Annotated in this window: 23 protein-coding genes and 1 pseudogene; 10 read left to right on the top strand and 14 right to left on the bottom strand. The window is 42.2% G+C overall.

Annotated features, from left to right (window positions below; all coding sequences use genetic code 11):
- Positions 1-43 precede the first annotated feature (43 nt).
- The 6 genes and pseudogenes from PQG45_RS07835 to PQG45_RS11825 form a co-directional block, all read left to right on the top strand.
- The gene (locus PQG45_RS07835; RefSeq protein ID WP_315577195.1) at positions 44-865 is read left to right on the top strand and encodes an alpha/beta fold hydrolase; all 822 of its coding nucleotides are present in this window, start codon (positions 44-46) and stop codon (positions 863-865) included.
- Between the two features lie 3 nt (positions 866-868).
- Positions 869-2,938 (top strand): PQQ-dependent dehydrogenase, methanol/ethanol family, encoded by a 2,070-nt coding sequence (locus PQG45_RS07830; protein ID WP_315577196.1) that lies wholly within the window; start codon positions 869-871, stop codon positions 2,936-2,938.
- Positions 2,939-3,059: 121 nt separating this feature from the next.
- Entirely contained in the window at positions 3,060-3,509 is a 450-nt protein-coding gene (locus tag PQG45_RS07825) for an ACT domain-containing protein (RefSeq protein WP_315577197.1), read from the top strand.
- A gap of 61 nt (positions 3,510-3,570) precedes the next feature.
- Positions 3,571-3,876 (top strand): transposase, encoded by a 306-nt coding sequence (locus PQG45_RS11835; RefSeq protein WP_390825923.1) that lies wholly within the window; start codon positions 3,571-3,573, stop codon positions 3,874-3,876.
- Between the two features lie 60 nt (positions 3,877-3,936).
- Positions 3,937-4,092 carry a hypothetical protein gene (locus PQG45_RS11830; RefSeq protein WP_199873915.1) on the top strand — a complete coding sequence of 52 codons (156 nt, stop codon included), beginning with the start codon at positions 3,937-3,939 and terminating at the stop codon, positions 4,090-4,092.
- A pseudogene (locus PQG45_RS11825) lies at positions 4,092-4,378 on the top strand (IS3 family transposase); the annotation flags it as partial. The gene PQG45_RS11830 and the pseudogene PQG45_RS11825, both read left to right, overlap by 1 nt.
- Positions 4,379-4,433: 55 nt before the next feature.
- Here PQG45_RS11825 and PQG45_RS07815 read toward each other — a convergent pair.
- The 5 genes from PQG45_RS07815 to PQG45_RS07795 form a co-directional block, all read right to left on the bottom strand.
- Positions 4,434-5,339 (bottom strand): alpha/beta hydrolase, encoded by a 906-nt coding sequence (locus PQG45_RS07815; protein WP_315577198.1) that lies wholly within the window; start codon positions 5,337-5,339, stop codon positions 4,434-4,436.
- Positions 5,340-5,346: 7 nt separating this feature from the next.
- A complete protein-coding gene (locus tag PQG45_RS07810) occupies positions 5,347-6,666 on the bottom strand; it encodes a serine hydrolase domain-containing protein (RefSeq protein WP_316070634.1) in 1,320 nt (439 codons plus the stop codon).
- Positions 6,667-6,796: 130 nt separating this feature from the next.
- Entirely contained in the window at positions 6,797-7,297 is a 501-nt protein-coding gene (locus PQG45_RS07805; RefSeq protein WP_316070633.1) for a hypothetical protein, read from the bottom strand.
- Between the two features lie 56 nt (positions 7,298-7,353).
- A complete protein-coding gene (locus tag PQG45_RS07800; protein WP_316070632.1) occupies positions 7,354-8,145 on the bottom strand; it encodes a hypothetical protein in 792 nt (263 codons plus the stop codon).
- Positions 8,146-8,201: 56 nt separating this feature from the next.
- Positions 8,202-9,113, bottom strand: a complete 912-nt coding sequence (locus PQG45_RS07795) for a hypothetical protein (RefSeq protein ID WP_315577202.1) — start codon at positions 9,111-9,113, stop codon at positions 8,202-8,204.
- A 173-nt stretch (positions 9,114-9,286) separates the two neighbouring features.
- Here PQG45_RS07795 and PQG45_RS07790 point away from each other — a divergent pair, with 173 nt between their 5' ends.
- Positions 9,287-9,769 carry an ester cyclase gene (locus PQG45_RS07790; protein WP_315577203.1) on the top strand — a complete coding sequence of 161 codons (483 nt, stop codon included), beginning with the start codon at positions 9,287-9,289 and terminating at the stop codon, positions 9,767-9,769.
- Positions 9,770-9,804: 35 nt separating this feature from the next.
- Here the strand turns inward: PQG45_RS07790 and PQG45_RS07785 are convergent, their stop codons facing one another.
- Together PQG45_RS07785 and PQG45_RS07780 are read right to left on the bottom strand one after the other, a co-directional pair.
- Positions 9,805-11,010: a helix-turn-helix domain-containing protein gene (locus PQG45_RS07785; RefSeq protein ID WP_316070631.1), complete on the bottom strand. Its 1,206-nt coding sequence runs from the start codon at positions 11,008-11,010 to the stop codon at positions 9,805-9,807.
- 243 nt (positions 11,011-11,253) lie between these two features.
- A complete protein-coding gene (locus PQG45_RS07780; RefSeq protein WP_315577205.1) occupies positions 11,254-11,571 on the bottom strand; it encodes a hypothetical protein in 318 nt (105 codons plus the stop codon).
- A 205-nt stretch (positions 11,572-11,776) separates the two neighbouring features.
- On the opposite strand from PQG45_RS07780, the gene PQG45_RS07775 reads away from it, so the two are divergent.
- Complete coding sequence (locus PQG45_RS07775; RefSeq protein WP_315577206.1) at positions 11,777-12,952, top strand: FtsW/RodA/SpoVE family cell cycle protein; 1,176 nt, start codon at positions 11,777-11,779, stop codon at positions 12,950-12,952.
- Positions 12,953-13,135: 183 nt separating this feature from the next.
- Positions 13,136-14,245, top strand: coding sequence for a L,D-transpeptidase family protein (locus PQG45_RS07770; protein WP_316070630.1), 1,110 nt, complete (start codon positions 13,136-13,138; stop codon positions 14,243-14,245).
- On the opposite strand, the gene PQG45_RS07765 is transcribed toward PQG45_RS07770, so the two are convergent.
- Together PQG45_RS07765 and PQG45_RS07760 are read right to left on the bottom strand one after the other, a co-directional pair.
- Positions 14,242-15,642 (bottom strand): Gfo/Idh/MocA family oxidoreductase, encoded by a 1,401-nt coding sequence (locus PQG45_RS07765; RefSeq protein WP_316070629.1) that lies wholly within the window; start codon positions 15,640-15,642, stop codon positions 14,242-14,244. The genes PQG45_RS07770 and PQG45_RS07765 overlap by 4 nt on opposite strands.
- 55 nt (positions 15,643-15,697) lie before the next feature.
- Positions 15,698-16,234: an acyl-CoA thioesterase gene (locus PQG45_RS07760; RefSeq protein WP_315577209.1), complete on the bottom strand. Its 537-nt coding sequence runs from the start codon at positions 16,232-16,234 to the stop codon at positions 15,698-15,700.
- Between the two features lie 87 nt (positions 16,235-16,321).
- Between PQG45_RS07760 and PQG45_RS07755 the strand changes: the two genes are divergently transcribed.
- Positions 16,322-16,699, top strand: coding sequence for a Dabb family protein (locus tag PQG45_RS07755; RefSeq protein WP_316070628.1), 378 nt, complete (start codon positions 16,322-16,324; stop codon positions 16,697-16,699).
- 193 nt (positions 16,700-16,892) lie between these two features.
- Here the strand turns inward: PQG45_RS07755 and PQG45_RS07750 are convergent, their stop codons facing one another.
- From PQG45_RS07750 to PQG45_RS07730, 5 genes are read right to left on the bottom strand one after another with little or no spacing between them, the layout of a single operon-like run.
- Entirely contained in the window at positions 16,893-17,219 is a 327-nt protein-coding gene (locus tag PQG45_RS07750) for a cupin domain-containing protein (RefSeq protein WP_315577211.1), read from the bottom strand.
- A gap of 3 nt (positions 17,220-17,222) precedes the next feature.
- Positions 17,223-18,281, bottom strand: coding sequence for a c-type cytochrome (locus PQG45_RS07745; RefSeq protein WP_316070627.1), 1,059 nt, complete (start codon positions 18,279-18,281; stop codon positions 17,223-17,225).
- Positions 18,282-18,818, bottom strand: a complete 537-nt coding sequence (locus PQG45_RS07740; protein ID WP_316070626.1) for a YceI family protein — start codon at positions 18,816-18,818, stop codon at positions 18,282-18,284.
- On the bottom strand, positions 18,818-19,741 hold the full coding sequence (locus PQG45_RS07735) for a DUF5777 family beta-barrel protein (RefSeq protein WP_316070625.1): 924 nt from the start codon (positions 19,739-19,741) through the stop codon (positions 18,818-18,820). Before PQG45_RS07735 ends, PQG45_RS07740 begins: the two co-directional genes overlap by 1 nt.
- The gene (locus PQG45_RS07730; RefSeq protein ID WP_316070624.1) at positions 19,734-20,162 is read right to left on the bottom strand and encodes a Rieske 2Fe-2S domain-containing protein; all 429 of its coding nucleotides are present in this window, start codon (positions 20,160-20,162) and stop codon (positions 19,734-19,736) included. The genes PQG45_RS07735 and PQG45_RS07730 overlap by 8 nt, the downstream gene beginning before the upstream one ends.
- Positions 20,163-20,196: the final 34 nt, after the last annotated feature.

The following is a 20,196-nucleotide window of genomic DNA, read 5'->3' as shown; positions in this document are numbered from 1 at the left end:
CAGAAAATTGGTTAATTTACTTTCAAATGACCTATTTGACTATATGAAATTATCAATCTGTTTTTTACTATTCGCAACTTCTGTTTTAGCCCAAAAACCTTTTGGCCAAAATCCCCAAGTTGGGAAATATGCTACCATTCGTGGTTTCAACATGTATTATGAATCCTATGGTTCTGGGGAGCCGTTGTTGTTGATTCATGGGAATAGTGGTTCGATCGCCGACTTTACCAATCAAATTCCCTTTTTTAGTCAGCATTACCGCGTAATCATTGCTGATAACCGTTCGCACGGGAAATCAATTGACACGAAAGATTCTCTGAGCTATGAAATGATGGCGGATGATTTTGCGGGATTATTAGACCATTTAAAAATTGATTCCGCCCAGGTTATCGGTTGGAGTGATGGTGGTATCAATGGACTGTTATTAGCGAGTCGGCACCCGAAAAAGGTTAAAAAGCTTGCCATTACAGGAGCAAATTTAACGCCAGATGCCGGTGTTAGTGTAGATCCTTGGGTGGTTGAAAACGAAAATCATTACGTCGATAGTTTGTCGCATTTACCCGCGAGTTTGGAAAACAAACGATTGATAAAGCTACATCACATGATGCAAGTTCAACCGCAAATCCGACCTTCTGTTTTAGCTAAAATTCAATGCCCAACGCTCGTGATTGGAGGTGATCATGATGTGATCGTTCCCCGACATACCCTTGAAATTGCGGAGCTAATTCCGAAATCCTATCTTTGGATTTTGCCAAATTCGGGTCATTCCACCCCCATATATTACAAAGATATTTTCAATTCCATCGTGCTAGATTTCTTGAAATCCCCTTATCGGAAAATAGAGAAACATGCCAAATTCTTCTAAACCATGCTTAAAAAACTAATTTTTGTGCTTGCAATGGCGTCTGCTTTGACTGGATGTCAAAAAAAGGATGCTCCCAAAGGGTCGGAAGCTCATATTGACGATGTGACCTCGGCGATCGATGACGATGCATTAACGAATGCGCAAGATGCTCCGGGTGACTGGACATCGTATGGATTGAATTACAAGGAAGATCGTTTTAGTCCGTTGACGCAGATCAACAAGGATAATGTGAGTCAATTGTCTTTGGCGTGGTCTACCGACTTAGGAACTAATCGGGGAATTGAGGCAACTCCGCTTGTTGTGGATGGTATCATGTTTTTGAGTGGACCGTGGTCGGTGATTTATGCACTCGACACCCGTTCGGGCAAGATTCTTTGGACCTATGATCCAGAGGTACCCAAGCAAACAGGTTTGAAGGCTTGTTGTGACGTTGTCAATCGGGGTATCGCGATGTACAAAGGCAATATTTTTGCGGGGACGTTAGATGGTCGTTTGGTATCTATCAAAGCGAGTACCGGAAAATTGAACTGGTCGGTGATTACGGTCGATACCGCGCGTGCCTATACGATTACAGGAGCACCTCGAGTGTATGATGGAAAGGTAATTATTGGTAATTCAGGTGCCGACTTAGGTGTTCGCGGTTATGTGTCTGCTTACGATGCAGAAGATGGCAAGGAAGCTTGGCGTTTTTGGACGGTACCGGGCGACCCTAAGAAGGGTTTTGAGTCGAAAGCCATGGAAGATGCTGCCAAAACCTGGAAAGGGGAATGGTGGAAAATTGGTGGTGGCGGTACGGCCTGGGATGGTTTTGCCTATGATCCCGCGTTGGGATTAGTCTACATAGGTACCGGAAATGGTTCGCCATGGAATCGGGAAATTCGGAGTCCAGGTGGTGGAGATAATTTGTTTTTGTCGTCGATTGTGGCGGTGGATGTGAAGACTGGTGAATATAAATGGCATTACCAAACGACACCGGGCGAGACGTGGGATTATACGGCTGTCCAACAAATGATTTTGGCCGACATGAAAATTGGAGGAAAAGATCGTAAGGTGATTATGCAGGCGCCAAAGAACGGATTCTTCTATGTGTTGGATCGTGAAACAGGGGAATTGTTAAAGGCGGATGCCTATACCTATGTCAACTGGGCAACGCACGTGGATTTAAAAACGGGTAGACCGGTAGAGACGCCAAACAGTCGCTATGAGAAATTCAACAAATTGGTTTCTCCATCACCCATCGGTGGGCATAACTGGCAGGCAATGGCCTATAATCCTGTGACGAAATTGGTTTATATTCCTTCGCGTGAAATGTCTTATCCGCATGGAAACCGTCCTGATTTTAAATATGATCCGTTGACATGGAACACAGGATCGAACCCTGATGAAACGAAGAAGACTATTGATGATCCCAAAGCCCATAAAATGGAGGGCCGTCTTATTGCATGGGATCCGGTTGTGGGAAAAGAGGTATGGCGTTCAGCAGGTGCTTCGATCTGGGATGCGGGTGTTTTGACTACTTCGGATTTAGTTTTCCAAGGAAATGCACAAGGTAAATTCTCAGCTATTGACGCTAAAACGGGTAAAAAGGTATGGGAGGCTGATTTGAAATCTGGAATTATTGCACCTCCAGTTACCTATTTAGTTGATGGCGTGCAATATGTGACCGTTGCCGTGGGCTGGGGTGGTGTTATGGGTTTATGGAGTAAGTATACGGAAACGATACAGCCGGGTCGCATCTTTACGTTTAAGATTGGGGGCAAGGGTAAAATGCCGGCGCTCATTCCTGCAGAACCAAAGTCTAAATTGAATGTTGCCGTAATGGCTACATCTGAACAATTGGCGGAAGGGGCTAAGTTATTTACGGTTAATTGTGGTGGTTGTCATGATTTGCGAGGGGGTGGTTCTATTCCTAATCTGACTTATTCGAAACCTGAAATCATGAATATGATTGATGATATCGTTCGTAAGGGGATTTTCTTGCCAAAGGGTATGCCGAATTTTGGGAATCGTTTTACGGCCCAACAAGTGAAAAATATTCAACAGTATATTTATTCGGAAGCGCAGAAAAAATAAAAAAAATCAAGTAGTTGATAATCGTAAAAAAGGGGGATTTCGGTCTCCTTTTTTCAACTACCTTTGGCAAACCTGAGGAGGATTGCCAAAGGTTAAGCGGGGGAGCACTAAATAAAAATTCATGTCAAAAATCAAAAGCACGCTTGTGCTATCAGCAGCGTTATTATCCATCAGTTTTCTAAGTCTAGCGCAGAAGCGGAATCTAACTTTATCCCTCATGCCAGATACCTATGCGGTTTGTCGGCTAGCGCCCGATGCCAAAGTTCCAGAATGGGCTTATCAGGGTAGCTTTTATTCCATCGCAAAAACGAGTGACGAGTTATCGATCGTGGTCGATCAGCGCTATGCACCGGCAGGAATTAAGAAGGCTGAAAATTGGAAGGTTTTCAAAGTAGAAGGTCCGCTCGATTTTTCGTTGACGGGTATTTTGGCTGCTTTGTCGAAGACTTTAGCAGATAATCAAATTCCGCTGTTTTCCATCAGCACCTTTGATACAGACTATATTTTAGTTGAAAGCAAATACTACGAACAGGCTAAGAAAGTGCTGGCGATAGAGAACGCGATTAAATAAAAAAAGGCTCACCGGATGTAGACTGCCCCCAAAAAGTTAGACACTTATTGGGGGCATTTTTATGAACAAAAGAAACAAGTATGATTACAAGTTTAGGCTTCAATGTGTTGAAGCTGTAGTCAAAGACAACTGCTCGATACGAGCAGTTGCTCAAAAAAAAGGAGTTAACATCACTAATTTACGCCTTTGGTATCGTTTCTATGAACGATATGGCAAGGATGGGCTGAAAGAAAGAAAATACCAATTCTACACGCCATCTTTTAAGCTCATGGTGCTTCAGTCTATTAAAAAGGAATTTCTATCTTTACGGGAAGCCTGCGCACGATTCAATATCCCAAGTGAGTCGACAATTATCAAATGGGAATAGGTATATGAAATAGAGGGTGTAGCGGGCTTGAATTCTAAACCTAAAGGACGACCAGCTAAGATGTCAAATTCCATCAAACCCAACGTAAAGAAAGCCCAGAAGCCTCTAACAAGAGAAGAAGAATTACTTAAGGAAAATGAATACCTAAGGGCTGAAAATGACTTGCTAAAAAAGCTTCAAGCCTTAGTTCAAGCAGACAAAAAGCGTAAGCCGTAAGTGAACAAGGCTGGCAATACCCAATGAAGCAGTATCAAGCTGTTTTGAGAGACAATGGAATCCCACAAAGAATGTCTAGAAAAGGAAACTGCTTGGACAATGCAGTCATGGAAAACTTCTTTGGAACATTAAAATCAGAACTATTTTACCTAAACAAATATGAGTCAATAAAACAGCTAAAAAAGAAATCAATGAATATATCAAATACTACAACTATGAAAGAATCAAACTGAATTTAAACGGAATGAGCCCGGTGCAATACCGAGCTCATCACATTAATAATTAATTACTAACTTTGTCAAACTTTTGGGGTTCAGTCCAATGATGGTGAGCCTTTTAATTTATTTGTCTGCCTTATGGCCTTTTCCCAGTGTTCGATCGACGGGGAGACCATAGAAGAAATAGAGAATTTTGCCGGTTAGGGCGCCTATTTCAGATACGTGACTTTCATCTTGGAACACATGGTGTTTTACCGTTAGCCCCAGATAGTTTCTGCTTTTCAAGGCATTGGCTAAATTCAAAGCTCTTTTCTCGAAAAGGTTTTTGCCTTCTAACGAGGAAGCAGAAATGAATATTTTCCCTTGTAAGGATTTTTTCGAAGCATAAAATTCTTTCTCTAAACGCATCGTTTCATCGTCATTGACGAATAGGGGAGCGCTGTTGATACCTACTTTGGAGAAATAACCTGGATCTTTAAATAAGACATGGCTAGCAAACAAGGAACTTAACGAGTGCCCCGTTAAACCGCGGTCAGTAGAAGTTTTGTAATTCGCCTCGATGAAAGGGATGACCTCTTTTTTGATCGCATCGTAATACAAAGCGCCATCTCCAGAATGCAATTTCACCGGAGCGCCACGTAATGCCATGGCCACTTGGAAAGAATCTTCATAGGCTACATTGTCAAAACTCAAGATCGGGTAGCGTTGAATGATCCATTCGGGCAGACTTATGCGATCGTCACCAATCCCTACGATAATAGCTGGTTCGATTTCTCCAGCCATCATCTTGTGCATTTCGTGCATCAAGGGGAAAGAATAGAAGCCATCTAAAACATACAGCACAGGGTATTTTGTGTCAGCTTTAGGATCGTAACCCATCGGTACAGAAACGGAAACCCGAATGTTGCTCTTGATGAATTTCGAGGGAATGTCATAAGCTACAGCGCCGTGAAGGGTGGCGGGTTGTGCCGTTTGGGCAGTTGCTTGTAGAGCAACGAGAGTGAATAATAGCGCGACTAGTTTTTTCATGATTTTGTTATTTAGCAATACTTCCCCATACAAGGTGTCTGAATTTTTCATTAAAATTGGTAGGCTCCGGAGCGAGCTGGAAGAAAATCAAAGCAAACATATCTTCCTTTCTATCGATCCAATATTGGGTACCAAAATAGCCTTTCCAGAAATACGAACCTGCTGAAATGGTTTCAAACTTGGCTTGCTCTTCTGGATATACGTAAACCGTAACGCCTGCTTTGAATTGTGAACGCCCGGTTACGCCCATCGCGACTCCGTCATTGGTATGTACGTCGAATAGCGGTTTTTCGATCATTTCGACCGTCTTTTTGCTCAAAATTTGTGCCCCATCTAACTGACCGTAATTCAATAACATTTGGAAGAAACGGGCATAATCGTCTACATTGCTAACGACGTCCGTTCCACCCATGGCCAATGATGTATTTGTATTTTTATAGTAGTCCATCGACATGTCCGCTGAAAACCCTAATAATTTCTTGCCTACCTCATCCGTGTAGACGCTCTTTTTTCCCGACTTGTCTTGTGTATATACTTGTGACATGTTATTCCATTCGTTTGGCGTAACACCCACAAATGTCCGTGTCATTTTTAAAGGTGTAAAGATCTCTTGGCGCAGGAAGTCGGCGAACGTGCGGCCATCCAATACTTCAATTACGCGACCTAAAACCTCGAGGTTCATGCCGTAGGTCCAACTTTCACCAGGTTCGTGTACTAGTGGTAATTTTGCCGTGCTGTGAATGATGTCAGCGAGTGTGAGTTTGGTGTCACCCTTTGGAAAAGCAATCGTAACGCCCGCATTTAAATACCCTTCGCGGCCTAGGCTTGAGAAGGGAGGATAGGCAATGCCCGACGTATGTGTAAATACGTGCTTCATTAAGATTTTATTTTTGGCAGGACGCGTGATGAATTGATGTTTCAGTGTATCATATCCGACCAAAACTTGCATGTTGGCAAACTCAGGCAATATTGTCTCCAGCGGCGTATCCATCGTAAATAATCCTCTTTCGAATAATTTAAGACCCGCAACTCCGGTAATAATTTTAGTCATACTGGCCATCCGAAACAGATGGTCGGTGCGCATCGCTTCACCCGTCTCAAGATTCGCTTTGCCAAAGGCTTTTTTATAAGCAACTTTTCCATGGCGGACAATCATGCCGATCGACCCAGGAATGTGTTGATTTTCTGATTCCTTTACCATGAAGGCATCAACGCGCGCAAGACCTTCTTTCGATAAACCGAGTTGGGCCGGGTCTCCCGCGGGCAAGTTTTGTGCGAAACTGCCGAAGGAAATGAGTGCAACGGCGAGGTAAATAATGTGTTTCATCGGATGGCGTAATTTTGGTTAATCAAGATACTGATTTTATAAAAAAAGGAAGACGTTTGTCCTCCTTTTTCAACTACCTTTGGCAAACCTGATGAGGATTGCCAAAGGTTAAGTGGGGGGGGTAATAGAATTATTGCATGATTTCGCTAATCTTTTTCGTGTCATATCGCAACCATTCAACCACTTGCTTGCCGTCCTTTATTCCATCAACGGAGTGGATGATAACTTTCACCGATTTGTCTCCTCGGGTCATAGTAAACCAAGCGTATGCATATACGAAGTGGTCGGCATCAAAATAGCCCGGCTTATTGTAAATCGTTTCGGTGATTTCTCCGATTTTATCTAATTTCATGGTGATGCCTTTGGCTTTCATGTTGGCAAACATAGCTACGTTTTGGTCCAACGTAATGGTATCTGCATTGTCATAAAAGACAGCGTCTTCTGAATAAGTTGCTCGGTATGTTGCTGAATCTCCATCACTTAGCGCCTGCATGGATTTCTTCGTTAATTCAATGTTTTCAGATTTGTCTATGACATAGCCGACAGCCCCTTCAGGCATTGCACTTTCTTGCTTCGAGCAAGACATCATTCCACCTGCGATTACGCAAGCGATTAGCATTAATTTTTTCATGATTTGTGGGGATTTAAAAAAAAAGGCCAACTCAATGAGTTGGCCTGATATTAGAACTAGTTGAATGTACCTACTGCGTATTTTAATAATACGGATTGGTTGATTTTACGTAATGAATCCGCTTTTTTAAGGTATTGGTCTACCGTCAAATTCATGTATTTCTTCGCACCATTGATGTATGATGGGCTAGAATCTTCATCAAGCTTAGATAAGTCTTTGAAGAATGTAATTGTAGTGAATTGGCCAGGACCATCATCCGACATAGGTGCCAAATGTTGCCAAAATGCCCATTCTTGAATATTTCCCGCCTTAATACGATCCATGTGAATGGCCTTTACTTGCTTTTCGAAATCGATGTAGGCAAAATAGTTTGTTGTCGTTGTTTTCATGGTTTCCATTAAAACCACTGAATTCATATCATTTGAGCTACCTGTGTATTCGATAGCTTTTGTGATTTTATTACGCATAACAGATTGAACTTTATCGGTCTCTTCAAGAATTGTATACATGTTTGGATCTTCCTTAACTAGCGCATTAAACATATCCATCGGATATTCCGTGATTTTATTCAAGTCATACGATGCATTCATAGATACATAATCGTAATCAACAGACTCCGATTTGTATTCATTTAAAATCTTATAAGCAGCCCAGCCTGTAATCAATCCGGCTGCTTTACGTTTTTCTTGAATAACTTTCCAACGCTTTTCGAGTGCCATTGCCTCGTCAATTGTGTGGCCAGGCTTCAATTTGTGAAATGCGATGTTGATGTAAATGGGTTTGTTTTGTGCGAATGTGCTCGCTGTGATTGCAAAGATTGCAAGGAATAATAAGGTAAGTTTTTTCATGGTTATTTGGGTTTAAAAAATTGTCCGTGTGCGATATGCACACGGACTAAATCAATTTATTTTTTTGTTTTTTCTCTTGCAAATTGGGTAATCGAATCAATTTTGCCTGCTAAGTTGAAGCCAAATAATTCCACCAATTCTTTATCCCAAACAGTACCGTCTTTCAAGACGCGCTTCTCTGATGAGTATACCAAAATGCCAGACGCTGGGTCTGTATTTGTCAATTTAAAAGGAAGAATTAAGCCTGGTTTCCAATCCAATGATTTGTATTGAGCGAACTCCGCAGGAAGCATTGCTTTTGTTAATTTAGATTTTGTTCCGTTATAAGCTTCAATGCTTACTTCATCTGCAATAATGTCAGCAAAAGCTTTCACATCCATCGCGTTCCATGCCTTCGCTAAATTTTCGATCGCAGCGACTTCACCACGGTTTGAAAATTGTAAAGATCTACCATCTGCTTCTGATCCTGGTTTACTTGAGATGTATTTACCTCCCGAAGTTTTACCATATTCATTTGTAGCTGGTATGTTAACGTATTGTTGGAAGTTTTCAATTTTACCTGCCTTGTCGATGAAAAACAATTCAAATAAATTTAAATTTTGCTTTGATCCATTTTTGAAAACGCGCTCCTCCGTAGATTGAACCATTACGATTTCATTATTTGATCCTTGAATTTTAATTGGTAACATGGCCATTGGTTTGTTGGTCACTGATGTCAACGATGCCATGCTTTTTTTGTGATTTTCGCCATCTTTTTTAACCATTTCGGCTGACCAAAGTGCGATTTCCGCTTCGTGGTTTACAGCGTTATAAGCTTTTGTAGCTTCTAATACGGTATTCATGCTTTTATCAGAGCCTAGTTGGAAGCCTTTTCCTTCGTTTTCTCCTACGAAAACTTTTCCAACTGTTTGTGCATTCACCATCAATGCAGATGCAACAAATGCACCCAAGAGTACGATTTTTTTCATGTGTTTTTTGATTTTTAAAATTGTATAAGCAAGAAAGTAAGATTGATTCTCTAATCGAATAATTTGGATGGGCACTTTGTCCCCTTTTGCATTTTTGGGAACAGATTAGATGCGTGATTGGGTAAGTACTGGGTAGGTAATGGCTACTTTTGATCATTAACCAATAAAACGAAATGAAAAAAATCTTAATGCTTTTAGTTACGGCAGGAACATTGTTTTCTTGTACGACACAAAGTGAACAAAATGAAAAAATCGCTGCTGAAAATATCGCGTTTTATTCGCGCGTTTGGGAGGTAGCCATCAACGAAGGACGTACCAATATTTTGGATACCGCTTATGCAGAAAATGTGGTTTTGCATACGGTCCCAGAAACCAAGGGGAAGGCAGCTGCCAAAGCCTATTATGACAATTATGTAACCGGCTTTTCAGACCGCGAATTCATCATCAAAGAAACATTTGCTTCCGGAAACAAGCTTGTTAAATACTGGCAATTTAAAGGAAAACATACAGGGAACTTTTTTGGTATTCCCGCGACTGGAAAATCTGTGGATGTGATTGGTTGTACGATTGCAACCATCATCGGTGGTAAAATTACGGAAGAGCAAGATTTCTTCGATAACCTAGCGTTTTTCAAACAACTCGGGATCCAACCTTAATATTAGATGAAGTAGGTAATGCAGAAAGCCCTTTGCTAGTTAGTAGAGGGCTTTTTTGATTTAATGAAGGCAGAAGGTGTGACGCCTTGTCTACTCTTGAATGCGTCAATGAATTTGGATCTTGATTGAAATCCTGCTTCTGCGGAAAGCGCCTCAATCGTATAGACTTTGGCGTGACCTTCTTCAATTAATTTGACGACATATTCAATTCGTTGGTCATTTTTCCATTCCCCAAATGTTTTATTCAAATCGTTATTGAAGTATGCCGACAGATTTCGTTCCGGAATTTTCAGGTCAAAAGACATTTGAGATAAAGTGAAATCCTTTTTGATGAAGGGGGCATCTGTGAGGTATTGAACTAATTGCAACTCAAATTCAGATGTGTTTTCAAGGGCTTTGACTTGTTTGGCAAAACTGGATTTGATTTTCTGGAAAGTGGACGCAGAATCCAAATCAAGCGAATAGGAAATGTTTCCGTAAAGGATATTGGGGAATAGAAATAAGAAGAAGTTTTGGATGAAAAATCCACCTCCGCAAATGCGAAAGAAATGTTCCTCGCTAAATATGCTTAGGGATGAGATGCCTAGAAAATACACGGGTTTAAAGTACAAAGTAATCATGTGCCCCAAACTGGTGGAAGCAATGATGACTTGTAAGGTGATTAGTGTGAAAAACCACCGTTGGATAATCGGGTGGTTACTCGGAATGCTGCCATATTTTTTCAATAGCATTTGTTTGTTCCAGAAGAAATAACCGACCGACAAGCAGGCGTACAAGATCACATGAATGGACCGGCCATAGAGTAATTGCTCAAAGGTAACCCAATTGAAGTTTAAGCTATAATCTTCTGTGAAATTGACGATTTGATGGGCCATTTGGGTTTTAACTTCCAAAGGCAATAGGGTGAAGGGCAAGGTAGCAAAGCCAACAAAAATGGCGGGGATTAAATGTAAAGCATCTGTCCAGCTAAACGATTTATTTTCTGAAACGGTGTGTTTAACGTAATAGAACAGGGTTGGGCCTAGTAAGAAGGAGAGGGGCAAGAAATGCACAAAGCAAATGCCTTCCCAAAATTCCATTTTACTGTAATGCAAGCCGAAATAGACCATCACAACGAGGTTGCAGCACAAGAAAAAGAGTGCTAAAAAGATGTTAGACCTGTTTAAGGAACTGAGGTAGTACAACAGGATAAACGATGTGAAGATGCCGAACACGGGCGCAAGTATTTCCAAATGGCTCATTTAATTGGAGACAAGTTAATAAAATTGTACTGATTTGTCATGAACCCTGTGTTATTAGGTCGCATGGCATTCCTTTTTACCTTTGGCAAACCTGAGGAGGATTGCCAAAGGTAGTTGGAGCACGTTTAAATAACGATCGTAAAACTGATAATCAAAATCAGGTTATTGATAATCAACTTTTCAAATCAATTAAATTCCATTTTCAGAACTACCTTTGGCAAACCTGAGAAGGATTGCCAAAGGTTAAGTGAGGGGAACGGCGAAACACGTATTTTTAGAAAATTGAATCCAATCGACCTCCCACAGAGCTCCCTGCAAAGAGCTAATTACCACAAAGTCTTTCGTTTCTTGATCTTTGTATTCCAAGCCTTTTCCTACAATGATGTCGGTGAAATGTTCCAAGTCATGCCAATTCATGCAGCCAAATCGGACCAGTTCCTCATCTTCACGCAGTGATTGATTCGGAAGGTCTTTCTTGAATTGTTCGATGCCTCCCTGGTATTTTGACACCAAGGTACTTTTGCGTACCACTAAATTGATAAATTCGAGTTCGATTGCCATGGGGTAAAATTAGTCAGGTTTCGAATACAACTGACAGGTGTCGATTTTTGTAAATTGTCATTTTGAAATGGCAGCAGTGTCTTGGTAATCAATGATTTGACAGGTTCGATTGCGCGTATTTCAGCTTAAAAGTGTCACTCTATTTTTGGGTAACTAACCCGTTTCATGTAAGGATTTTGCAGCTTTACATTCGCAAAAAAAATCCATGAGCACTATTTCAGAACGTATCAAAAAACACTTTGAAGGGGATATCCACATCTTATTAATTGTCATATTTTTAAGCATCATTGGGGTGGTTGTCCAATTTTCCGCCAAAGGTCGTTTGACCATGGATGGCCCGCTTATTCCGCTCCAACACCTATTTAAATCGCTACTTATTTTGGTCGGTGGATTTTACGCCATGGGGATTTTTTCACGTATGGATTACTTGAAATCTACAAAATACGTCGATATGGCTCTCTTTGGGTCCTGGCTATTGATTGGATTAGCGTATGTCTATGGTCGAGAAGCAGGAGGTGCCAGCCGGTGGTTGCAGGTCGGCCCGCTAAGTTTTATGCCTTCAGATATGGCCAAATTGTGTTTGACCATTTCGTTGTCGAAGATGTTTGCTGCCAGACAAGCCGATCCGGATGCCTACAACCCATCCGTGCTCGTAGCGATATGTCTCAAGATTGGCGGAACTTGTTTTTTGATATTCTTGTCCAACTTTTCTACCAGTGTCATCGTCTTTGGTACCTCCATCGTTTTAATGATTTTTGGGCGAGTACCCGGGAGGACGATCACTTTGGTCTTTAGCATTTTTGCCGTCCTCGCCGTTACGCTGATTTTTTCTGGGGTAGGCCAAAGGTCTGCGACCATTATTAATCGTGTGGAAGTCTATATGAATCGGATGATGGGCCGACAAAGCAAAGAGGAAATTGAAATCGCTGATCAAGGTTCGAATTTTCAGTTAAAACAAAGCCTTTATGCCATTGCCTCGGGTGGAATGCAGCCCAAAGGTCCGGGGAATAGCCAATTTCGTTTTCATTTATCGCAGGCTGAGTCCGATTTTGTCTATGCAATCATCGTGGAGGAATGGGGACTTATTGCTGGTATTTTGCTGCCTGCCATGTTTATGTGGCTGTTTTGGCGTGGGGCACTTGCCATCTCCTACAGCGCTAAGCCCCTCGGAGGACTTATATCGGCCGGCCTTACCTTCTCCATCGTCAGCCAAGCATTCTTAAACATGTTCGTTGCCGTAGGTGCAATTCCTGTCACGGGCCAACCGATACCCTTGGTTTCTGCAGGAGGTACCTCGCTGATCTTCACGATGATTAGTATTGGATATATTCTTTCGGTTACGCGAGATAAAGAAAAAACAAAACTCGCTCGCCGTCCTTAAGCTTTGGCAATCCTCCAAGGTTTGCCAAAGCTAGGTTTTTTATGGGATGTTGAAATGACACCAACTGATTTTTAAGATCAGCTAATTGATAATCTGTTTTATGCCCTAAAACTCTCCTTCAAAAACACTACCTTTGGCAAACCTTGGAGGATTGCCAAAGGTTAAGAAGCGAGCCCAGATACATTGAAATACATCATTTGTTTATTTTTATTGATCAGCACGTCGTTGCACGCGCAGAGTCCCCTCGACTCCTTGATGCAACAAGCCGAATCGCTTGGTTTGCGTTCAAAAGATTATCAATATCCCCCAAACGATAGCAGTGCAGCCAAAAAAGCAGTCCAACAATTCATGCTGGACTTGAAGTTTGGGAAGCAAGCACCTAATCTTCGCTTTCAAGGCTATGATTTCAAACTGTCCCGCGAGGCATACGAAAAACGCTATGGCGAATTGTGGAATACACTCAAGATTAAAGAATTAGCTAATCGTCTAATTAATGAAGAGAATGAAGTACGAAAAATACTTCACGTATTACAAGATTCCTCCCAATACAGCCCCGAGAAAAAGCAGTTGTTAGCTAAAGCGGCCAACGAATATCGCTGGCTCGCCGCTGTACGTGCTAACCGTTCACTCGTTTTGGTCAACATCCCCTCGACCCAACTCAAAGCCTTCGAATCCCACAAACAGGTATTGCAAATGAAGGTCGTATTAGGCAAACCGAGTAGACCAAGTAAAACCTTGTCGAGCAAAATTAAAAACCTCATTATCACACCGCATTGGAGTGTACCTCGCAGCATCAGTGTAGAGGAGCTCGTTCCTGAAATCCGGAAAAATATCCGCTATTTTTATGCGAGTCATTTGGAGATATTTGACCAACAAAATCGAAAGGTTGATCCCGAGAAAGTTCCATGGCATCGCTTAAACGCCAATTATTTCCCATATTCTATGCGCCAAAGAACCGGCAAATGGAACACCTTAGGGATTTTGAAAATTCAATTTGATAATCCATTCAAGATGTATCTCCATGATACATCGGAAAAGAAATTGTTTGCAAAAGAAAAACGCTTCTACAGCCACAGCTGTATCCGCTTGGAAAAACCCTTGACACTTGGTTCTTGGTTGTTGAAACCGAACTCCACAGCCATCGATACGCTCGATGCGCAAGCGGCTTATTCAGATAAACCCCAAACCTACTTGACCATTCAACGCAATATTCCACTGGTTATCTGGTATAGCCTCGTGGATTTTGACGATCAAGGAAACTTGAGGTTTTATCCGAATATCTATAAACGTTAGATCTTGTAGTATTGCTCCCAACCTTTACGAGGTGAGGGGCCAACTAATAATTGGTTCGCCAATTTATTATTGGTAATCAATTTAGTCTCTCGATCAAAAACGAGCTTCGTATTCAATTTTTGCGCCAATACACCTAATGAGAATACTTGACTCAATGGTCCAGCAATCGCGAAGGGAGATCTAGTCTTCTCTTGACCCATGCAGGCCTTCAAGAAGTTTGCATAATGGTTCGATGGGCTTTTGGGAACATCTGGTAATTTAAGATCCTTGCCGGCATCGCCTAAAATCGAAAGTGTTGATCCATGTGATCCACCCTTGAATGTTAAGTCTTTGCTGTAAATGATTTTACCGGGATTCAATTTTGCGGGTTGGATTTTACCATTACTCGCCGCGGGAATGTTTGGATCTAATTCCGTAGTGCCATAATTAGCCGGAACCGGAGGAATATTATTGACTCCATCATACCAAGTGATATCCATCGCTGGCATATTTTTGCGTGATGGGAATTTAAACTGAATTGTCGACGACATCGGATAAAAGAAGTCATTGTGTCCATCTGCTCGCAACATATTAATTTCCGTAGGTAATCCCAGTTCTAAAAATTCATGTGCCGTGTCCATGATATGTGCTCCCCAGTCTCCCAAAGCGCCTAAGCCATAGTCAAACCAGCAGCGCCATTGCCCATTAACGAAATCTTTTTGGTAATCATGTTGGGGCGAAACGACACCTTGCCAAATGTCCCAATCCAAGGTGCTTGGAATCGATTCCGCCGCTGGGAATTTTTTGATGTTGGGGTCCCAACTATGCCAACGACGTGGGGAATTCATGTGGGCTGTCATCGCTGTCACATCTTTAATGATGCCCGCTTCTTTCCAAGCTTTAAATTGGAAATAATTGGCTTCCGAGTGACCTTGATTTCCCATTTGGGTAACCAAATTAGGATGTTTACGTGCAGCAGCCATCATCAATTCAACCTCATGGAAGGTACGCGCCATCGGTTTCTCCACAAACACGTGTTTACCCATGCTCAAGGCCATCATCGTAATAGGGAAGTGGGAATGATCCGGCACTCCAATCGAAACGGCCTCGAATTGATTGCCCATTTTATCAAATAATTGTCGGAAATCTTGAAAACGGGGTACGTCTGGGAATTTTTCCAAAACCTTCAAGGTTTGGGGTGCCCCCATGTCCACATCGCAAAGCGCGACAATATTACAAAGACCGGTATTGTATAAGGACATGACATCCAATCCCCCTTGGTTTCCTATTCCGATGCAGGCCAAATTGACTTTGTCGCCTGAATTTTTGGAGATGAAAGCGGGAAATGCCGCCGCTGATGTTAATAATGCCGCATTCTTTAGAAAGGTTCTGCGAGAGGATTCATGTACTTGACTCATAGCTTGTTATCGGTTTATAACAGCTAAAGACCAAGCGCATCAAAATTTACTTGAATTAGATGGTGATCGAACAGCGTTCCTGCGCACATTGTTCTTTCATTTCGGCTAAGGCCAAATCGGATTTCAAGATTTCACGTTTCTCTTGCGACAATTTTCGAATAATCTTGCCCTCACAAAAACGTCTCACCTGCGTTTCGGTCGTTAATTTCAGGCCTGGCACCTCGGTTAGATTTCCATGTTCATCTTTCGCCGCCATGGTGAAATAACAGGAGTTTGTATGTCGGACAATGCCATCGCGCGGGTTAAATGACTCGACACGCATGCCTACGATCATCGTGGTCCGACCCACATAATTAACGGATGCCTTAATCTCTACCAAATCACCCACTTCAACCGGACTTTTGAATTCGACTCCTTCCACGGAAACAGTCACACAGTATTGATGGCTGTGCTTGGACGCACAGATGTAGGCAACTTTATCCAATAAGGATAGTATAATTCCTCCGTGTACCTTCCCGCCAAAATTGGCATAAGAGGGAATCATTAACTCGGTATAGGTGGTCTCAGAATCTTGAACTTCTTTGTAGTTCATGGGGATAATTTTGATAGATAAATGCTTTTAAAAATCTGCAAGTCTTTGTTTCTTGCTGATTCAATTTTAAAGATAGCCTATTAAATTATGAAAAGAAGAACATTTTTAGCTGCAACGCCTCTTGTGGGTCTCGTAGGTTCCCAAACTTCTGCCGAAAAACCTTTATTGCATCACGTGTTTTTCTGGTTGAACAACCCCAATTCAGAAGCGGATAAAAAGCAATTAATTGCGGGATTAAAAACCTTGAAAGGGATCCCTACAATCAAACAGATTCACATTGGTACGCTCGCTTCTACTGAAAAGCGCGATGTCGTAGATACTTCTTGGGATGTCTCAGAACTCATGTTTTTCGATGATGAGGCTGGTCAAAAAGTCTATCAGGATCATCCGATTCACTTGGAATTCGTGAAAAACAATTCACACTTATGGAAGAAAGTTGTCGTTTACGATTCGATTAACGTATAGCCGGGGTAAACGCTGCCGGGGTCTTCAGACCCCGGCAGCGTTAGTCAACGGTCCACTATATGAAAACGTATATCGATTTCTTGATAAATTGCGAAAAGGGGAGTTTAAGCCAATGAAATTAACTGAAAAATCAGTTTTTTGGGTGGACACCCTGCCGACCTATCACCCTATCTACCTATCACCCTGCTACAAATCACACGAAATCTTCGCGCATCGGGCTGAAAACATCAACTAATTCACCGGATTCAATACAAACTGCACCGTGAATTAATTCGGAGGGAACAAAATAGACATCTCCCGCATGTAAACGCGTTGTTACACCATCAATACTAATATCAAATACACCTTTGGAAACATAAGATGCCTGCGTATGGGGATGCTGGTGTAAAACACCTACAGCCCCCGACTCAAAAGCCACTTTCACCAGCATCATGCTATCATTATAGGCCATGATTTTTCGTTTAATTCCTGCACCTAAATCAGTCCATTCGACAGTTGAGTCCTGTATCAAGTTTTGCATGTGTTAATTATTTAATGACCCCGCCGTGATCCAAGATTTTACTTGGTCTATTTCACACGTACTCAATATAACACTCGCCGAGGGCATCGGTTTATAGCCTGTTTGATGCACAATGGAACCATACAATTGACCATTAGCTGCATATTTCTGCACATTCGCATGGGTCGTCAAATCAATGCTCCCCGATGGGCGTGTCCCACTGTGGCAACCCGTGCAGTTGGTGGCCAACAACGGTTGAATAACATTTTTGAAGCTGACATTTGTCGTCACGCAATTACTTGCTGAAGCATCACATGAATTGTTTTTCGCTCCCTGCTTAATCCAAGTTAACACGTTCGAAATGTTTTCGGTCGAAAGCGGACCTGCCGGCGGCATCCGGTCCTCACCCGTTTCAATCAGGGATTTATATAAATCACTTCCCGCCGGATTCGTGATTTTGACTTCGCGCATGATGTTGGCATAATCCGTCAATATAACCCCATCTTTCTTTGAAATGGCATCGTGACAACCGCTCATGGCGCAGTTGGAGACCAACAAGGGTAATATTTTTTGTTGGAAATAAACCGTATCAGGGCTGCAATTAACAGTAATCGGCGGTTTAGTGACCGGCACATCTACGACTGGGTTCACGGGATTGGCTGGGTTAAGATCCACCAAAATATTTCCACTCGGCGCGGATCCGCGTATCCATTTTCGAACGATCGTGATGTCGCAGCTACTTAATTTACTTGTTGCCGAGGGCATGGGTTTATAACCTAGGGCGTGTGTGATGGATCCGTACAGTTTACCATTTTTGACATAGGTTTGAATCTTGGCATAGGTAGAAAGATCCACGCCCGCGGATGGATTGCTTGCATTATGGCAAGAAACGCAGTTGGTGTTCAATATAGGCCAAACCGACTTGTCAAAAGATATCGCCATCGTATCACAGGTGCTATTCGTGCTAGGTACCTCGGTGACAACAGAATCGACCTTGTTTTCTTGTGGGATAATCTCGATGTTCTTGTCTTCCAAACACGCCCAAAGCGATAGACACATTCCGAAAAATACGAATCGTTTCATCTAGCGTTGGTTATACTGAAAGGAGCCTTTTACCTTCACCACTTCTGCAATTTTGGCAAAGACAATTTTGGGGATATCAATCTTGTATTCATCTAAACGAATATCAAAGGTGCAGGTTAGCTGTAAGGTCTTGCCGTTTGAAACGATGCTTCCTTTTAATTCCACGGGTCTTGAAATTCCATGAATGTTCGCTGTTCCTGCCGCAGTTACCGCATAGGTTCCGGGCGTTTTGAGGTCAACGCTCTCTTTGATTTTCCCTTTAAAAGTCGCTGAAGGAAATTTATCTGTCTCCAAATAGTTCTCGTTGAAATGCTCTTGCATCAACTTATTCGGGAAGATGAAATTTGTTACACGCATCTGAACAGCTACCTCATTTGTCGCTGAATTAATAATGCTACCCACTTGTTTGTTGACGGCATCGATATCCTCCATCGGAGTCTTGGAAAAAAAGGATACTTCACCCGTTTGGGTGGCGTATAATTGGGCGTTTGCTGATAATCCAACCAGGCAAAGTGCTAATATGAAAAGATTGCGCATTATTTTTTGATTTTGGGTTCGAAGCTAAAGGTTCTCGCCATGTTGAAGCCATAAAAAAGATCCCCGTTTTGCCAGGTACCGATCGTTTGGCCGATAAAATGTTTCTCAATCATGCCACGTGAATTTGTCACATGCAACTGGAACACGTGCCCGCCGGTTTCAATGTCGAATCCAATCGCCAATGAATTGTGGTAAGGGTATTTTTGGCCTGCAGCTTCTTCGTATTCCTCTTTTTCGATTAAATTATAATAATACTCCGCCGACACGCTCAGTCGATTGCTCAATTTATAACGTCCTCCAAATCCCATTGCTGCCTGCGTGTTTTCCATGTAGATATTTTCGGCAAGGTTGTTGTGGAAGAGGGTTGGCATCAACTGCACAGATAATTTATCCGAAAACTTCCGAGCAATTAATAATTGGCCCATAAATGTCTGCCGCTGTAAATTGTTGTTGAACCGCATCACCGTACCAGATTCCATCGTGTAGCCCGTTTTCATCGTATTACTCGCGATGCTCCCATACGCCGTCACCGTGACGGGCATCTTATTGGATTGACGAATTAATTTGTATTTGACATAGCTATCATAGGTTTTCTCGATGGTAGAACGACCCGCTCCTATAAGCAAGCGATCCGTAATCGCGTATTCCAAACCAAGTCGAATCCGTGCCTCATCCAACCCCAAAAAATTATCGATAAAGCCCGAATTAATCGCCCCAAAACGATGCGAAATCCAGAAGTTGAGGTGTTGTTTGGCAATCGTCTCGACCGTCTGACCATTGATCAGTCGGGAGGCTTTGAAAGTCGCCAAGGTGTAATTCGTTTGTTTGGCATCCTCTTTTTCCAACATGGCCATCAGGTCATCCTGTGCACGAAGCGGAATAGATCCCAAAAAAAGAACACATGCTATGAATAGGTTACGCATATATCCGGAGTGTTGTGCCCGTTAGAGCGGTTTGATACGTCGTTAAGGCCTTGCTTGTCACGGATAATGCCGCTCCTGTCGTACTGAACGTTGCTCCATGCGCATTGCAATAGAATTTACTTCCATTGTAAATCACCTGTGCTTTTCCCTCGTGTGTACATATTTGGGTAACAGCAGCAAAACTCGTGGATGAAACACGTGCAATTACAATCTGATTGTAAATGACATATTTGCCTACGGTGTTCAAAGCAGCATACGATGCATTGGAAAGATCTAAGCTAAAATCAACCGCGGATGCCGGCGTTAAAGCCTCATTTTGGCAAGAACTTAACGCGCTTGCACCACAATAAACAGCTAATAAGGATGCTCCCTTTAATCCCATGGATTTCAGGAATTCATTTCGTTTCATTTTCGATTGCATATTTCTTCAGGGTTATGTAGATGCAATTTAAGTT

The sequence above is a fragment of the Aquirufa regiilacus genome (genome assembly GCF_032470275.1).
GTDB classification, from domain to species: Bacteria; Bacteroidota; Bacteroidia; order Cytophagales; family Spirosomataceae; genus Aquirufa; species Aquirufa regiilacus.
Note: the sequence above shows the minus strand (reverse complement) of the source record. Positions and strands in the feature narration are given on the sequence as shown.

Excerpts from the sequence above, each read along its gene's own strand:
- PQG45_RS07835 (WP_315577195.1), top strand. The coding sequence starts at position 44 with ATGAAATTATCAATCTGTTTTTTACTATTCGCAACTTCTGTTTTAGCC.
- PQG45_RS07830 (WP_315577196.1), top strand. The coding sequence starts at position 869 with ATGCTTAAAAAACTAATTTTTGTGCTTGCAATGGCGTCTGCTTTGACT.
- PQG45_RS07825 (WP_315577197.1), top strand. The coding sequence starts at position 3,060 with ATGTCAAAAATCAAAAGCACGCTTGTGCTATCAGCAGCGTTATTATCC.
- PQG45_RS11835 (WP_390825923.1), top strand. The coding sequence starts at position 3,571 with ATGAACAAAAGAAACAAGTATGATTACAAGTTTAGGCTTCAATGTGTT.
- PQG45_RS11830 (WP_199873915.1), top strand. The coding sequence starts at position 3,937 with ATGTCAAATTCCATCAAACCCAACGTAAAGAAAGCCCAGAAGCCTCTA.
- PQG45_RS07815 (WP_315577198.1), bottom strand. The coding sequence starts at position 5,339 with ATGAAAAAACTAGTCGCGCTATTATTCACTCTCGTTGCTCTACAAGCA.
- PQG45_RS07810 (WP_316070634.1), bottom strand. The coding sequence starts at position 6,666 with ATGAAACACATTATTTACCTCGCCGTTGCACTCATTTCCTTCGGCAGT.
- PQG45_RS07805 (WP_316070633.1), bottom strand. The coding sequence starts at position 7,297 with ATGAAAAAATTAATGCTAATCGCTTGCGTAATCGCAGGTGGAATGATG.
- PQG45_RS07800 (WP_316070632.1), bottom strand. The coding sequence starts at position 8,145 with ATGAAAAAACTTACCTTATTATTCCTTGCAATCTTTGCAATCACAGCG.
- PQG45_RS07795 (WP_315577202.1), bottom strand. The coding sequence starts at position 9,113 with ATGAAAAAAATCGTACTCTTGGGTGCATTTGTTGCATCTGCATTGATG.
- PQG45_RS07790 (WP_315577203.1), top strand. The coding sequence starts at position 9,287 with ATGAAAAAAATCTTAATGCTTTTAGTTACGGCAGGAACATTGTTTTCT.
- PQG45_RS07785 (WP_316070631.1), bottom strand. The coding sequence starts at position 11,010 with ATGAGCCATTTGGAAATACTTGCGCCCGTGTTCGGCATCTTCACATCG.
- PQG45_RS07780 (WP_315577205.1), bottom strand. The coding sequence starts at position 11,571 with ATGGCAATCGAACTCGAATTTATCAATTTAGTGGTACGCAAAAGTACC.
- PQG45_RS07775 (WP_315577206.1), top strand. The coding sequence starts at position 11,777 with ATGAGCACTATTTCAGAACGTATCAAAAAACACTTTGAAGGGGATATC.
- PQG45_RS07765 (WP_316070629.1), bottom strand. The coding sequence starts at position 15,642 with ATGAGTCAAGTACATGAATCCTCTCGCAGAACCTTTCTAAAGAATGCG.
- PQG45_RS07760 (WP_315577209.1), bottom strand. The coding sequence starts at position 16,234 with ATGAACTACAAAGAAGTTCAAGATTCTGAGACCACCTATACCGAGTTA.
- PQG45_RS07755 (WP_316070628.1), top strand. The coding sequence starts at position 16,322 with ATGAAAAGAAGAACATTTTTAGCTGCAACGCCTCTTGTGGGTCTCGTA.
- PQG45_RS07750 (WP_315577211.1), bottom strand. The coding sequence starts at position 17,219 with ATGCAAAACTTGATACAGGACTCAACTGTCGAATGGACTGATTTAGGT.
- PQG45_RS07745 (WP_316070627.1), bottom strand. The coding sequence starts at position 18,281 with ATGAAACGATTCGTATTTTTCGGAATGTGTCTATCGCTTTGGGCGTGT.
- PQG45_RS07740 (WP_316070626.1), bottom strand. The coding sequence starts at position 18,818 with ATGCGCAATCTTTTCATATTAGCACTTTGCCTGGTTGGATTATCAGCA.
- PQG45_RS07735 (WP_316070625.1), bottom strand. The coding sequence starts at position 19,741 with ATGCGTAACCTATTCATAGCATGTGTTCTTTTTTTGGGATCTATTCCG.
- PQG45_RS07730 (WP_316070624.1), bottom strand. The coding sequence starts at position 20,162 with ATGCAATCGAAAATGAAACGAAATGAATTCCTGAAATCCATGGGATTA.